12 protein-coding genes and 1 pseudogene are annotated in these 14186 nt (G+C 62.6%); 5 read left to right on the top strand and 8 right to left on the bottom strand.

Translation table 11 applies throughout. The features are described 5' to 3' along the window. Window positions 1-27 precede the first annotated feature (27 nt). Window positions 28-1245 (top strand): acyl-CoA dehydrogenase family protein, encoded by a 1218-nt coding sequence (locus G3N59_RS31515; RefSeq protein ID WP_205986763.1) that lies wholly within the window; start codon window positions 28-30, stop codon window positions 1243-1245. An 18-nt stretch (window positions 1246-1263) separates the two neighbouring features. Further along, a complete protein-coding gene (locus G3N59_RS31510) occupies window positions 1264-2832 on the top strand; it encodes a class I adenylate-forming enzyme family protein (protein ID WP_205986762.1) in 1569 nt (522 codons plus the stop codon). Window positions 2833-2895: 63 nt separating this feature from the next. Here G3N59_RS31510 and G3N59_RS31505 read toward each other — a convergent pair whose 3' ends face one another. From G3N59_RS31505 to G3N59_RS31480, 6 genes are all read right to left on the bottom strand, one after another. Next, a complete protein-coding gene (locus tag G3N59_RS31505) occupies window positions 2896-3750 on the bottom strand; it encodes an SMP-30/gluconolactonase/LRE family protein (RefSeq protein ID WP_205986761.1) in 855 nt (284 codons plus the stop codon). 73 nt (window positions 3751-3823) lie between these two features. Beyond that, window positions 3824-5002: an ABC transporter substrate-binding protein gene (locus G3N59_RS31500; protein WP_205986760.1), complete on the bottom strand. Its 1179-nt coding sequence runs from the start codon at window positions 5000-5002 to the stop codon at window positions 3824-3826. A 63-nt stretch (window positions 5003-5065) separates the two neighbouring features. Further along, window positions 5066-5773 carry an ABC transporter ATP-binding protein gene (locus G3N59_RS31495; RefSeq protein WP_205986759.1) on the bottom strand — a complete coding sequence of 236 codons (708 nt, stop codon included), beginning with the start codon at window positions 5771-5773 and terminating at the stop codon, window positions 5066-5068. Beyond that, the gene (locus G3N59_RS31490; protein ID WP_205986758.1) at window positions 5760-6524 is read right to left on the bottom strand and encodes an ABC transporter ATP-binding protein; all 765 of its coding nucleotides are present in this window, start codon (window positions 6522-6524) and stop codon (window positions 5760-5762) included. The genes G3N59_RS31495 and G3N59_RS31490 overlap by 14 nt, the downstream gene beginning before the upstream one ends. Next, a complete protein-coding gene (locus tag G3N59_RS31485; RefSeq protein WP_241024526.1) occupies window positions 6517-7533 on the bottom strand; it encodes a branched-chain amino acid ABC transporter permease in 1017 nt (338 codons plus the stop codon). Before G3N59_RS31485 ends, G3N59_RS31490 begins: the two co-directional genes overlap by 8 nt. Continuing rightward, a complete protein-coding gene (locus tag G3N59_RS31480; RefSeq protein ID WP_205986757.1) occupies window positions 7530-8399 on the bottom strand; it encodes a branched-chain amino acid ABC transporter permease in 870 nt (289 codons plus the stop codon). The genes G3N59_RS31485 and G3N59_RS31480 overlap by 4 nt, the downstream gene beginning before the upstream one ends. Before the next feature lie 407 nt (window positions 8400-8806). Between G3N59_RS31480 and G3N59_RS31475 the strand changes: the two genes are divergently transcribed. Beyond that, window positions 8807-9589, top strand: a complete 783-nt coding sequence (locus tag G3N59_RS31475; RefSeq protein WP_205986756.1) for an SDR family oxidoreductase — start codon at window positions 8807-8809, stop codon at window positions 9587-9589. 96 nt (window positions 9590-9685) lie between these two features. Here the strand turns inward: G3N59_RS31475 and G3N59_RS31470 are convergent, their stop codons facing one another. Both G3N59_RS31470 and G3N59_RS31465 read right to left on the bottom strand, forming a co-directional pair. Then, entirely contained in the window at window positions 9686-10783 is a 1098-nt protein-coding gene (locus tag G3N59_RS31470; protein ID WP_205986755.1) for a porin, read from the bottom strand. A gap of 541 nt (window positions 10784-11324) precedes the next feature. Next, window positions 11325-12212: a LysR family transcriptional regulator gene (locus G3N59_RS31465; protein WP_346777970.1), complete on the bottom strand. Its 888-nt coding sequence runs from the start codon at window positions 12210-12212 to the stop codon at window positions 11325-11327. Between the two features lie 77 nt (window positions 12213-12289). On the opposite strand from G3N59_RS31465, the gene G3N59_RS31460 reads away from it, so the two are divergent. After that, entirely contained in the window at window positions 12290-13708 is a 1419-nt protein-coding gene (locus G3N59_RS31460; RefSeq protein ID WP_205986754.1) for an MFS transporter, read from the top strand. Between the two features lie 270 nt (window positions 13709-13978). Further along, window positions 13979-14186: pseudogene (locus tag G3N59_RS31455) on the top strand (type VI secretion system tip protein VgrG); the annotation flags it as partial.

Genomic DNA, 14186 nt, shown 5'->3' with positions numbered 1-14186 from the left:
GGCTGACAATTCACGCGGAAAAGGCTTATGAACTTCGAACACTCGGACAAGGTCAAGGAATTGCAGGCGCGTCTCACGGCATTCATGGATCAACATGTGTATCCGGCAGAGCAGGCATTCGCCGCCGAAATGGACGCAGCACGGCGCGCGGGCAATCCCTGGCAGCTCGCGCCGGTGATGGAAAGTTTGAAGGACAAGGCGCGCTCCGCGGGTCTGTGGAATCTGTTTTTGCCGCCTCACGATGGGCAGGATGGCCTGACGAATCTGGAATACGCGCCGCTGTGCGAAATCATGGGACGCTCCGCCATTGGCGCGGAGCCGTTCAATTGTTCGGCGCCGGACACGGGCAATATGGAAACGCTGCTGCGCTATGGCAACGAAGCGCAGAAGCGCGAATGGCTCGCACCGCTGCTGGATGGCACGATCCGTTCGGCGTTCGCGATGACGGAACCGGCCGTGGCATCGTCGGATGCAACGAATATCGAAGCGCGTATCGAGCGCGACGGCGATCACTACATCATCAACGCGCGTAAATGGTGGACTTCGGGCGCGAATGATCCGCGCTGCAAGATCCTTATTTTCATGGGTAAAACCGATCCCGAGGGCGCGAATCGACATCAACGCCAGTCGATGGTGCTGGTGCCGCGCGACACGCCAGGCGTCACGGTGCTGCGCCATCTGCCGGTGTTCGGCTACGACGACGCGCCGCACGGTCATGCCGAAGTCCTGTTCGAAAACGTGCGTGTGCCCGTAACGAATGTGCTGCTGGGCGAGGGCCGTGGTTTTGAAATCGCGCAAGGGCGTCTTGGACCGGGCCGTATTCATCATTGCATGCGTTTGATTGGCCGCGCAGAACGCGCACTGGAAGCGATGTGCAAACGCACGACCACGCGTACCGCATTCGGCCGCGCGATTGCCGATCAAGGCGTGACGCGCGAACGCATCGCCAATGCGCGCATCCTGATCGATCAGGCGCGTTTCCTCGTGCTGCACGCGGCCTGGAAAATGGATTCGGTCGGCAACAAGGCGGCGCGCAAGGAAATCGCCATGATCAAGGTGGCCGCGCCCGCGATGGCCTGCCAGGTGATCGACTGGGCGATTCAGGCGCATGGCGGCGGGGGCGTGAGCGACGACTTCGGCCTCGCGCGTGCCTATGCGAACGCACGCACGATCCGCCTCGCGGACGGCCCTGATGAAGTCCATCGCAATGCCATCGCCAAGATGGAACTGGCGGCTTATCTTTAAGCCGCGGAGCGCGAACCTATGACCGCGATTTCCAATTCCGCCGATGTTGCGTTTGCGAGCATCGGCGACCAGATCCGGCGGCTGGCCGTGGAGCAGGGCGAGCATGCGGCGCTGATCTGCGAAGGCAAGACTTATTGCTACGCCGATCTCGACGCAATGATCGATCGATGCGCGAGCGCGCTGCAACGCGATGGCATCGCGCCTGAAGACGTGGTGGCGATTTGCGCCGAGGCATCGCCCTGGTATGTCGCGGTGTTTCTGGGCGCGCTGCGTGCGGGCGCGGCCGTGGCGCCGCTTGCCCCGTCTTCGCACCCGGACAGCCTCGCGGGCATGATCGAAAACGCCGGCGCGCGCGTGCTGTTTCTCGACGCCGATGTGCGTACGGCGCTGAAACGCGCCGAAAAACCGCCCACCGTGCGCAGCGTGAGACTGGATGCACAAGGCGACGCCGAAGACACCACCGGCATCGACGCCTGGCTTGCGCCGCGCGGCGCGGTGCCACGTCATGTCGATGTGCGGCCCGAATGGGCGTTCAATATCATCTATTCGTCGGGCACGACGGGATTGCCCAAAGGCATCGTGCAATCGCATGCGATGCGCTTTGCCTATGCGCAGCGCAGCGTGGATCGTGGCTACGGTCCGCAAGCCGTGACGCTGATCTCGACGCCGCTTTACTCGAACACCACGCTCGTGAGTTTCTTTCCCACGCTCGCGCTGGGCGGCACGGTCGTGCTGATGCCGAAATTCGACACGAAGGGTTATCTGGCGCTCGCGCAGCAATATCGCGCGACGCATACGATGCTCGTGCCGGTACAGTATCAACGCCTGATGGCCGAGCCGGATTTCGATCGCTATGATCTGTCGAATTTTGTTTCGAAGTCCTGCACGAGTGCGCCGTTCAGCGCGCGCGTGAAAGCCGACGTAGTGCGCCGCTGGCCGGGCAGTCTCACCGAGTTTTACGGCATGACCGAAGGCGGCGCGTCGTGCGAGCTCTGCGTGGAACTACACCCTGACAAGCTTCATACGGTGGGCCGTGTGATGACGGGTCACGAAATGCGATTGATCGACCCGGCGGGCAATGAGTTGCCGCGCGACAGCATCGGCGAAATCGTGGGCCGTTCGCCGACGATGATGACTGGCTATTATCGCCAGCCCGAAAAGACCGCCGAAGCCGAATGGTACGACCGCGACGGCCAGCGTTTTATTCGAACCGGCGATATTGGCCGTTTCGACGAAGACGGTTTTCTCGTGCTGATGGACCGCAAGAAGGACATGATCATCTCGGGTGGTTTCAATGTTTATCCGAGCGATCTCGAGCAGGTGCTGCTGCAACATCCGCAGATTGCTGAAGCTGCCGTGGTGGGCGTGACGTCGGAGCGTTGGGGGGAAACGCCGGTGGCGTTTGTGACCTTGCATGCCGAAGCGACGGTGGACGCCTCGGAACTGGCAGGTTGGGCAAACGAGCGGCTGGGCAAGATGCAGCGTCTGGCTGAAGTGGTTATCGCCGATTCCTTGCCGCGTAGCGCCATCGGCAAAGTGCTCAAGCGGGAATTGCGCGAGAGCTTCAAACCGTCCCGCGCGTATTGATAGAAACGCGGATTGAGACGCGCGCCTGCTTGTTCAAACGCATGGCGCGCCTCGTTTATCGAATCAAGGCAAACCCGCGCGCGGCACATCCACACGCGCCGTGCGAATTCGGCCTTCACGACGCGCGCCATTTTCAGGCCCCGTCCCAGGCGCGGTGCAGAGGAAAAGCGTGCGGCCATCGCCGCCGCCCAGCATGCATGCGTAACATTGCTGGTCTTCGATCGAAATCGACTCGATGATTCCGCGGCCTTCCATCACGCGCAGCACGCGATTGCCGCGCGCATCCGCCACCCAGATCGCACCTTCGGCGTCGAGGCACAGGCCATCGGGATAACTGCCTTCGAGGTCTGCAAAGACGCGGCGGCGCGACAGCGTACCGTCGTGCGCGACGTCGAATGCGCTCAGCCGTTGACCGAACGTTTCCGCGACGATCAGCGTGCGGCCATCGGGCGTGAGCGCCATGCCATTGGGAAATGCCAGATCGCGCGCAGCCACGTGCACCTTGCCATCGGGCGAAACGCAAAGCAGATCGGTGCCGCGCGGCGTTTCCCCCGCATAGAGATTGAAGCCGAAATTGCCGATATAGGCGCGGCCCGCTTCGTCGACCAGCATGTCGTTGCAGGGGCCAGGCACGTAAGCCGATAGATCGGCGAGCGTGTGGGTTTCGCCGTTCGACACGTTCAGCAGGCGGCAATCGTGCATGGAAACGGCCAGCATCGTGCCGTCGGGTCGCCAGCCCAGACCGCTTGGGCATGCATTGACATGTGCGATGGTCGTGAGCTGGCCTTGCGCGTCGGCGCACAGAATTTCGTGGCGATAGAAGTCGGAGAACCAGAGTTGGCCGGCATGCCAGCGCGGCGCTTCGGGAAAGCACAGTCCGACGACAAAGTCGTCGAGCGTAGCGGCAGATGTCGTCATGTGACCTCGCAAGTGCAACGCGGGCGGCTTGGGCGGCCCGCAAACCTCACAAACATGAACAGGATCGAAACGCTTACTTCGCGGCGGCCAGCGCCGTATCGGGCAATGCCTTGATATTGCCGCCTTCCACCACGGCCACGACCGCGCGGCCCATGGTGATGCCGCCACGCGCATCCACGCCCGAAAGACCATGCGGATTGTTCTGCGCGGAGAGCGACTTCAGCGCCTGATCGTAGGCCTTGCGGATGGCGGTGGCGTCGGTGGTTGTGCCTGCAACTTTCATCGCCTGCACCGTCGCCCACACGGCCGTGTAGTTGAGCGAGGCTTCCTGGGTCGGCATGCGCCCGCCATGCGTCTTCGTGAAGCGCGCGACGAAGGACTTCGCGTCGGGCGAGGGATCGTCGCCAATCGGCATCACGCCGATCGATCCGTCGAGCGCACCATAGCCGCCCGCGATCTTCGCGACTTCGTCGAGCTTGGCCTGGTCCATCACCACGAAGCCGCCCTTGAAGCCCAGTTCGCGCGCCTGGCGGATGATGAGGCCGGTGGGCTCCGAAGGTCCGCCCACGAAGATGACCTTGGGCTTGCTGGCCAGCACGCGGCTCACACCGCTATAGAAGTCGGTTGCGCGGTTATACGACATGGGATTGTCCGCGACGATGGTGCCGCCCGCTGCCTGCCATGCCGGTTTGAATGCGGCCGTCCAGGCCTTGCCGTAATCGGTATCGGTGTTCGCAATCGCGGCGTCCTTGCCGAACTTGTCCATCTCGTACTTCACAAAGGCAGGTGTATACGAGGTGAATTCAGGCGGAATGCGGATAGTGAGCGGATTGTTGCGCGCGGCCAGTTGCGGCACGCTGGTGTAGGCGAGCAGTAATAATTTCTGCTGCTGATTGATAGTCTGGACTGCGTAGCATCCGCCCGAGTGCGGCACCAGTAGCACGCTGGCGTTGTATTCCTGAGAAAGACGGCGCGCATTGATGGCCGTTTCGCTCGGGTTGTACTGGTCGTCGAGCGCGACCACATCGAGCTTGATCTTCTTGCCGCCCACAACGAGACCGGCCTGATTGATTTCAGCCACAGCCATCTGCATGCCTTCGAGCACTTCCTGGCCGTATTTCGCGGCGCCGCCGCTCAGCGGCCCGGAGAAGCCGATATGGACTGCGGTTTCCTGCGCCATGGTCGGCGCGGCAAGCATCAGCGAAACGGCGAATGTACCAGCGAGCGCGAGAGACAGCTTCCTGACGATCATGAACGTATCCTCGAAGGAGTGACGATGAAGTACCGCTGAATCGAAATGGAGAAATGAGGGGCGTCAGCCGCCCACATAGGCGCGCCGCACGGCTTCGTTACCGGCGAGCGTTTCGTAAGTGCCTTCCAGCACGATGCGGCCCGATTCCACGACATACGCACGATGCGCGATCTTGAGCGCGGCGTGCGCGTTCTGTTCGGCGAGCAGCACCGTCGTGCCCGCGCGATTGATGCGCTGGATCACCTCGAAAGTCTGCTTGACGACGAGCGGCGCAAGCCCAAGTGAAGGTTCGTCGAGCAGCAGTACACGCGGGCGGCTCATGAGTGCGCGGCCAATCGCGACCATCTGCTGCTGGCCGCCGCTGAGCGAGCCGGCGGGATCGTCCTTGCGGCTCACCAGATCGGGAAAGAGGGCGAGCACTTCGTCCAGGCGCTGACGGTTGCCCGCACGATCGCGGCGATGCGGATACGCCCCCAGCATCAGGTTCTTGAGCACCGACATTGCAGGAAACAGCTTGCGGCCTTCGGGGCAATGAATCACGCCGGCGCGCACGACATCGGCGGGACGTTTGCCGACCAGATCGACATCCTTCAGGCGGATGCGACCCGTGCTCGCTTTGCCAAGCGCACTGGCCGCGCGAAAGATCGAGCTTTTGCCCGCACCATTCGCGCCGAGCAGCACCACCAGCTCGCCTTCGTCGGCGCGCAGATTGATGCCGTGCAGGGCGCGGAAGCTGCCGTAATCGAGGCTTACGTCATTAAATGTCAGCATGTTCGCTCCCGAGATAGGCGTCGATCACCGCCTGGTTTTTACGGATTTCATCGGGCGTGCCCTCGGCGATTTTTTCGCCGTGGTCGAGCACCATGATCTTGTCGGCGAGATTCATGATCATGCTCATCTTGTGTTCGACGAGGCACACCGTCATGCCGCGCCGCGCGATCTTGCGGATCAAGGCGGCAAGGCCATCGGTTTCCTCGGGATTCACGCCGCCGGCGGGTTCGTCGAGCAGCAGCAGGGTGGGATCGGTGGCGAGCGCGAGCGCAATGGCCACGCGCTTGCGTTCCTCCTGCGTGATGCCGCCTGCGGGCTTCGCCTCCAGATGCGCGAGGCCGACGAAATCGAGCGCTTCGCGCGCCTTGTCGCGACAGATGCGCTCCTCGTTTTTGCAGCGCGCGGTGCGCAGCAGCGCGTCCCAGAGATTCGAGCGCGTGCGCAGTCGATGCCCGACGATCAGGTTCTCCAGCACCGATGCCGTTTCGAACAACGCCGTCGCCTGGAACGTGCGCGCCACGCCGAGCCGCGCCATCTGGTCGGCACGCAGACCGCTCACGTCCTTGTCGCGCAGACGGATCGACCCCGCGCTTGGCCGGTACATGCCGCTGATCAGATTGAAAAACGTCGTCTTGCCCGCGCCATTGGGCCCGATGATGGCGTTCACGCGTCCTTCGTCGATTCGCGTAGTGACGTTCGTGACGGCCTTAAGGCCTCCGAACTGTTTTGACAGGGCGGTGATTTCAAGCATGGCCGTCTCCGCTGGAAGTCGCACGGCGCGCGGTGGGCGCGGCCACGTCGCGCAGCGCGAAGCGGCTGCGTGCGCTCTGATACAGACCCACAAGGCCGCGCGGCAGGAAGATCAGCAGCACGATCAGCAAAGGACCGAACACGAGGAAGCGATAGTCCTGCATGAATTGCAGCGACTGCGTGAGCCAGGGCAAGGCAATCGCGCCGAGCAGCGGGCCGGCGAGCGTGCCGATGCCGCCCACGACCGCATACATCGTCATGTCGAAGGTATGGCTGATATTGGCGAGATCGGGGCCGAGAAAGCGCACGAAGCCCGCATATAGACCGCCTGCGATGCCGGCGTAGAACGTGGAGATCAGAAACGCCAGCATCTTGTTGCGCATGAGATCGATGCCCAGCGCCTGCGCGAGATGCTCGCTGTTGCGGATCGCCACGAAGGTATGGCCGAGCAGCGAATGCACGATGCGATGCATGATCCACAGGCCCGCGGCGAGAAACGCGAAGGTGAGGTAATACAGCGCACGCGGGCTTTCGAACGAGATCGGTCCGATATCGGGCGGCGCGGCAATGCCGATAATGCCCACCACGCCATGCGTGACACTGTCCCACTTCTCGATCACGAGAAAGATGATGTAGCCCACGCAGAGCGTGAAGATCGCGAAGTAATTGCCTTTGAGCCTTAAGGACACGATGCCGACGAAGAAGCCCAGCACCACGCTCAGCGCGCCTGCAAGTGCAAAGGCCAGCCAGAACGGCACCTGATAATCGACGGTGAGGATCCCCACGGTATAGGCGCCAACGGCCATAAAACCGCCGTGCGCGAGATTGAACTGCCCGGTGTAGCCCGTCAGCAGATTCAGGCCGATGGTCGCGAGCGCGAAGATATACGCCGTGGACATGACCGTCAGCGAATAATCGTTGCGCACGAGAAAGGGCAGCACCAGACCGGCGGCAAAGAGCGCAATCCAGCCGAGATGGCGCGTCATGGAAGGGTTGGGCGTGTTCGTCATGATGCGCGCATCTCCCGCGAAAAGAGCCCTTGCGGACGCAGCGACAGGATCGCCACGAGCAGCACGAAGGCAATCAGGTCCTGGTAATCGGGCGAGACATAGAAAGCGCCGAAGCTTTCCGCCAGACCGATGATGAGACCACCCACCACCGCGCCGGGCACGCTGCCCATGCCGCCCAGAATGATGATGACGAAGGCCTTCAGGATCACTAACTGACCCATGGCGGGATAGACGAGATTGATCGGCGCATAGAGCGCTGCGGCGACGGCGGCCAGCACGCCCGAGAGCGCGAATGTGGCCATGCCGACCTTGCGCGGATCGATGCCCATGAGCGCTGCGCCTTCGCGATTCTGTGCGACTGCGAGGATGGTGGAGCCCGCAACGGTGTGATGCAGGAACAGTTGCAGCGCCAGCACGAGCCCGAATGCACCGGCGATGATCAGCAGCCGCTGGATCGGCGCAATCACGCCGTTCCATTCGAGCACGCCGCTCCACGGCGGCGACATGCGATGAAAGTCGGTGCCCCAGAGCGCCTGCGCGGCGGCTTCGAGAAACAGCATCAGGCCGATGGCGGCGATCATCGGCGCGAGTTCGGGGGCGTTGCGCAGCGGGTGGAACACGAGGCGCTCGGCCAGCATGGCGAGTACGGCCACGCACACGGCGGCGGCGGCCATCCCCGTCCAGTAGCCGAGGCCAAAGCGCGAAGTGAGATAGAACGCGGCGAATGCGCCGACCATGTAGAACGCGCCGTGCGCGAAATTCGGCACGGCCATGATGCCGTAGACGAGCGTGAGGCCGAGCGCCACGAGGCTGTAAATGCCTCCGAGCGTCAAGCCGTTGAGCACCTGCTGCAAAAACAGATCCACCGTGACCTCCCGAACACGGGCCTTGCGTGACATCCGATGGCAAGGCCGGAGATTGAACTGCCGCGCGCCCGGGTGATGACGGGATTCCGGTGTAGCGGCAGGCGTTTCGATCATGCGGTTGCTGCTGGAACGGGCCTGAAACATCGAAGTGCGGCCAGGGTCAATTGGGCAATGAATTCTGCAGTGCAGTCAGCCTGGGGAAAATACCAAACGATCGTTCGCAAATCTGGCATGACGTGATTTTTTACCCACAACACATGATTTGCGCAGTGCAGCGAGCAATTTTCGGGGGCGCTGTATCGCCTTGACGGGTTCAATTCACGTCGATAGATTCTGCAATGCAGACAAAGATTCTGCTAATCGGAATTCGTGCTTTCATCATGAACTCGAATCGGAGGGCAGGGACGATGCGTTTCACCAACAAGGTCGCCATCGTGACGGGCGCGGCCAGCGGTATCGGCCGCGCGACGGCGCGGCGGCTCTATGACGAGGGCGCGACGCTCGCGCTGGTGGACCGGCAAGCCGGTGCGCTCGCCGATGTGGCCGCGGGCTTCGACGCCGCACGCGTCTGGCACGGTGCAGTCGATGTTTCGCGCGAGGACGACGTGGCGCGCTGCGTCGCCGACGTGCGCGCGCGCTTTGGCGAGATCGACGTGCTGTGCAATGTCGCGGGCATTGCGGGCGGCGACTACTCGATCGTCGCGGAAACGGATACGGCGGTCTGGCAGCAGATCCTCGCGGTCAATCTGATGGGCGTCGTGCACTTCACCAAATGGGCCGCGCAGGCGATGATCGCGCGCGGACAAGGAGCGATCGTCAACGTGGCCTCCGTGGCGGGCGTGCGCTCGGGCGCGGGCGGCAATGCGTACAGCGCGTCAAAGGCGGCCGTCATCAATCTGACGATGACGAGCGCCTGCGATCTCGCGACTGCGCAGATTCGCGTGAATGCCGTGTGTCCCGGTCTGATCGAAACCGGCATGACGGCGCCCGTATTCGAACGCGCGCGCGAACTGAACAAGACCGACCGGCTCGGTTATCGCTGCGAATTGCGCCGCCCTGGCCGCGCGGAAGAGGTGGCCGCAGCCATCGCGTTTCTCGCCAGCGACGACGCCAGCTATATCACCGGTCAGGCGCTGCCCGTGGACGGCGGCAACACTGCCTCGCTCAACCTGCCCGGCATGAAGGTGTGAGCGCAACGAATCGATAACACCCTGGCAACACGCAGGCAACGCCCAGGCAACACCGCGGCCCGTTGTTACTCGGGCCGTGCGTTGCCTGAGCCGCGATCAGAACATATGGCGGATACCGAGGCTTGCGCCCACGGTCGAGCCATTGACTTCATAGAGCGCGTTGTTGATCGACAGACCCGTGTCCATGCGGCCGTGGTTGTTCACGTAGCCCACCTGCCCGTAAAGCGTCGTGCGCTTCGAGAGGAAGAATTGCACGCCCGCCGAGGTCATGATCGAGTGATTCGCGCCGTTGTTGCCGTCGCGTGTGTACCACGCGCCCGCGTTCACGTTGAGGTACGGCGTGACGAAGTAGCTCAGGCCGCCCGAATAGACGCTGTTGTCGAACGAACCCGCGACCTTGTAGAGCGCGTAGGAAGCGGAGACCGTCAGGCTGTTTTCGAAGCGATACGTCGCGCCCAGCGTGCGGCCGACGAGTTCGACCGTGCTCGGCACCGGCGTGCTGGCCGCGCTGCCGCCCGAATTGCCGTTGTAGAGCGCGCCGGTCAGCGTGAGGCCGCCCAGGTGATAGCGCAGGCTCGCGGAGTACTGGCGGCCGGCCTGGAAGTCGCCCGCCGATCCACCGAGCGCCATCATCGCCGATGCCTGGATGCCGGCGATTTCCGGCGAGGTATAGGTCAACGAATTGCTGTTGAAAAGCCCCGTGACATAGACGTTATTCACGTAGCTCACAAGGCCGCTGCCGAAATACGACATGCCGCGCGGGTCGGTGTCGTAGAGCGAGAGGAAGAACGGCGAATATTGCAGACCGGCCTTCATCGTGCCGTATGGGCTGTCGATACCCACCCAGGCCTGGCGTCCGAACATATTGCCGTTCGAGTTGTTGAAGGCGCCGCTGGCGACGCTGATCCCGCTTTCCAGTGTGAAGATCGCGCGCAGGCCGCCGCCCAGATCTTCGGCGCCGCGCAGGCCGAAGCTCGAACCCGTCATGCCGCTGTCCGTGAACGAGAACTGATGGCCTGCGTTCTGGCCGGTCGTGGTGTTCATCGTGTGGCTGGTATAGAGCAGCGAGGCATCGACGATACCGTACAGCGTCACGCTGCTTTGCGCATGCGCGGTACTCGCCATGCCCATCAGCCCCGTCGCTGCGACCCCGGTGGCAAGCAGTTTCTTGCGTAGCGTATTGCGTTTTGACATTTTGGAATCCTGATCGACTGGAATGGCTTGAATGTAATTGGATTCGTGCACTTCTCTTGTCGCGGCGCGTCAGGGGGCGCGGAAGCGGCGCGTTTGCGCCTTCCGTGCGGGGTGCCGGCCTTGTGATACTGCGCGAGGCCGGCGTCGACGCGTCATGCGGACGTCGTTACGGGGATTGCTGCGGTAACACGGGAAGGACGTCTTGCCGGTGAGGCCAGGCGGGCGCGCAAGGGAAACGGCGGCGCGCCGCAGAACGGATTCGGATCGCAAGTTCAGGCTGTTGCTCGTTCACCGATTGCCTCTCCACACACCAGGTAGGGCTCGCAAGATTGTCCGGAATGTCTGTCAGACGGGGATTATTTTTGTACGGTCGTACGTAAACGTCACCCTGGGGGAAACGTGGGGGCGACACTCTAATTATTAACGGGCGCGTGGATTGACGGCGAGATTGTCGTGTGGACGACAATCTCGTCATGGTCGGTAAGAAGTCGATGCGGCGTAAAAATAATGCTTCGGAATGCGTATTAAATGAATGCCGTACTTAAGTTTTTTGCGCCTTGAATGTCTTGCCCACCACCTCGGCGATGAAATCGATCACCGCGCGAATCGGCGGAGCGTGGCGCAGATCGTCGTGCACGACCAGCCAGATATCGCGCGAGAACGCTTCGCCCGCATCGGGCAGGCGCTGCAGCGCCGGGTCGGCATCGCCCATGAACACGGGCAGACCCGCAACGCCAATGCCGGTGCGCGCCGCCGCCTGCTGCGTGGTGATGTCGCTGACTTCGCAGACGATCGGGCGCCCGCCTGCCACGGCGCGCAGCCATTGCTCGTGCGGCATGTCGGCCAGACGCGCCTCGTAGGCGATAAAGGCCCAGTCGGCGGGCTGCGCGGCCTGCGCGTAAGCGCGGCTCGCATAGAGCGCGAAGACCATGGTGCCGAGCTTGCGCGTGACGTTGCGCGGCTCGTCCGGGCGCGCGAGACGCACGGCGATATCCGCTTCGCGCCGCCCGAGCGACACGCGCTGCGCCTCGCTGGCCAGCGACAACTGGATGCCCGGATGCCGCTGCGCAAACGCGCCCAGCGTGGTGGCGAAGAAGTTGCTCGCCAGCACCGGCGGCACGCTGATCGTGACCTTGCCGTGCATCGGCGATTGATCCGCCCGCGCAAGGCGCTCGATGGCGAACGCTTCGGTTTCCATGCGCTGCGCGAGTTCGGCGATCTGGCGGCCTGCCGAGGTCAACTGGCACGCGCGCGGCAGGCGGTCGACCAGACGAATCTCCAGTTCCGCTTCCAGCGCGCTCAGGCGGCGGCCGACGGTGGCGTGATCGACCTTCAGGCGACGCGCGGCCGCCGAAAGACTGCCGGTCTGCGCGACGGCCACGAAATAGCGGAGATTTTCCCAGTCGAACATCGGTGCAGTTTCTCTCATTGACTGTGCAGGTTTGGGGAATATTCGCACAGAACGCGGTGGCTTAGGCTGACGTTTTACGATTTGGGGAAAGAGCGATGTCATCTATTCGTCCAGCGTCGGCGCCGTCGCGTGCTGGCTTTGTGCAAGTTGCGGCGTGCCTAGGGTTTGTCGTGGTGTCGATCGACGTGAGCGTGGTGAACGTGGCGCTCGACACGTTACGCGATGCCTTCCACGCCGATGTCACCGGGCTGCAATGGGTCGTCAATGCGTATGCGCTCGTGTTCGCATCGGCGTTGCTGCTGGCGGGCGCGTTGGGCGACCGCTGCGGTGCGAAGCGCGTGTTCGCGGCGGGTTATGTGCTGTTTACTTGTGCTTCGGTGGGTTGCGGGCTGGCGCATTCGCTGGCGGCGCTGATCGGCTGGCGGCTTGTGCAGGGGTTGGGGGCGGCGCTGCTCGTGCCTAATTCGCTTTCGGTGCTGCGCGAGGCATTTCACGACGCCGGGGCGCGCAGCCGCGCGGTCGGTTGGTGGGCGGCGGGCGGTGGCACGGCGCTCGCGGCCGGCCCGGTGATCGGCGGGCTGCTGATTGCCGCGTTCGGCTGGCGCAGCATTTTTCTCGTCAATGTGCCGGTGGGTTTGATCGGCGTCTGGATGACGTGGCGTCATGCGCCGCCTACGCGTGGACATGCCGGGCGCAGTCTCGATCCGCTCGGACAGGTGAGCGGTGCGCTGGCGCTCGCCTCACTCGCGTTCGCGTTGACGCAGGCCAGTAGCCTGTCGTGGCAAAGCCCGCTGATCTGGGGTGCGTTTGCGCTGAGCGTGGTGTCGGGCGCGGTGTTTGTGCGTATCGAAGCGCGCCATCCTTGCGGCATGCTGCCGCTCGACTTGTTTGCGAATCGCACGGTGAGCGGCACGACGTTGATCGGCCTGATCGCGAATCTCGTGTTTTATGGTGTTGTTTTCACGTTCAGTCTGTTGTTCCAGTCGATCTGGCATTTCACGCCTGAGCGCACGGGTCTGGCGTTCCTGCCGATGATGGCGGTGCTGGTCGTGATGAATATTGCCGCGGGACGGCTTGTGAATCGCATCGGGGCGCGGCGGCTGACGCTGGCGGGTTTATCGATTGCCGTGGTTGGTTATCTGTCGATGTTGCCCGCGCTGGCCGCGCAATCCTATGCCGGGCTGATCGCACCGATGTTGCTGGCAGGCGGCGGCATCGCGCTGGCGGTGCCCACGATCACCAATGCGATGCTGGCGGCGGTGAGGCGCGAGCAGGCGGGCATCGCGTCGGGGCTTTTGAATGCCGCGCGTCAGGTGGGCGGCGTGATGGGCGTGGCCTTGTTTGGCTTTTTCGTGCGGCATCCGCAAACAGCGCTGTTTATGCATGGACTGGCGCAGTCGCTGGTTGTGTCCGCAACGTTGCTGGTGGTGGCATGGGGTGTGGCGTGGTGCACGCTGGATATCTGCGTACGCCAGCCAGTTGTTATATCGACGCGTGCTGATAGGCGTGTTTGACCTGTGATACTGAAGGCTCAAGTTGTTCTCACCGAGCGCTATCGGGATTACCGGTCCACTTGATCATCGAGAGGCGTCGGTGCGAGGTATTCGCTTTCTCTTCTACGGATTTTTCTCACGTCCCGTGCCCTGATTTCGATGTCTTCTTTGATGCGCATCAGTATGCAAATTTGGTGGAGTTTTATCATCGCTACCGGATTATTTTTTCCAGTAGCCATGTGTCTTTATGTAAATTCGTTTTCCTAAAAAATAGCCGAAAGGGAAATGCCTATGCCATATCAGAGCGAAGTACGATTTACGTTTCAAACAAGCAATGGCCTGGATTTCGACGTAATTAGCTTTCAGCTGGATGAGGGCATCAGCAGTCCCTTCAATCTGACCGTTGAGCTATCGAGTACCGATCCCGCTGTCGATTTCAGCAAGGTCCTCGACCAACCCGCCACGTTCACAATCTGGCGTGGCGAAACCGCCGTGCGAT

The organism is Paraburkholderia sp. Ac-20340 (assembly GCF_017104965.1).
Lineage (GTDB): Bacteria > Pseudomonadota > Gammaproteobacteria > Burkholderiales > Burkholderiaceae > Paraburkholderia.
The sequence above is the reverse complement of the archived record's forward strand: the minus strand, read 5'-3'. Positions and strand labels throughout refer to the sequence as shown.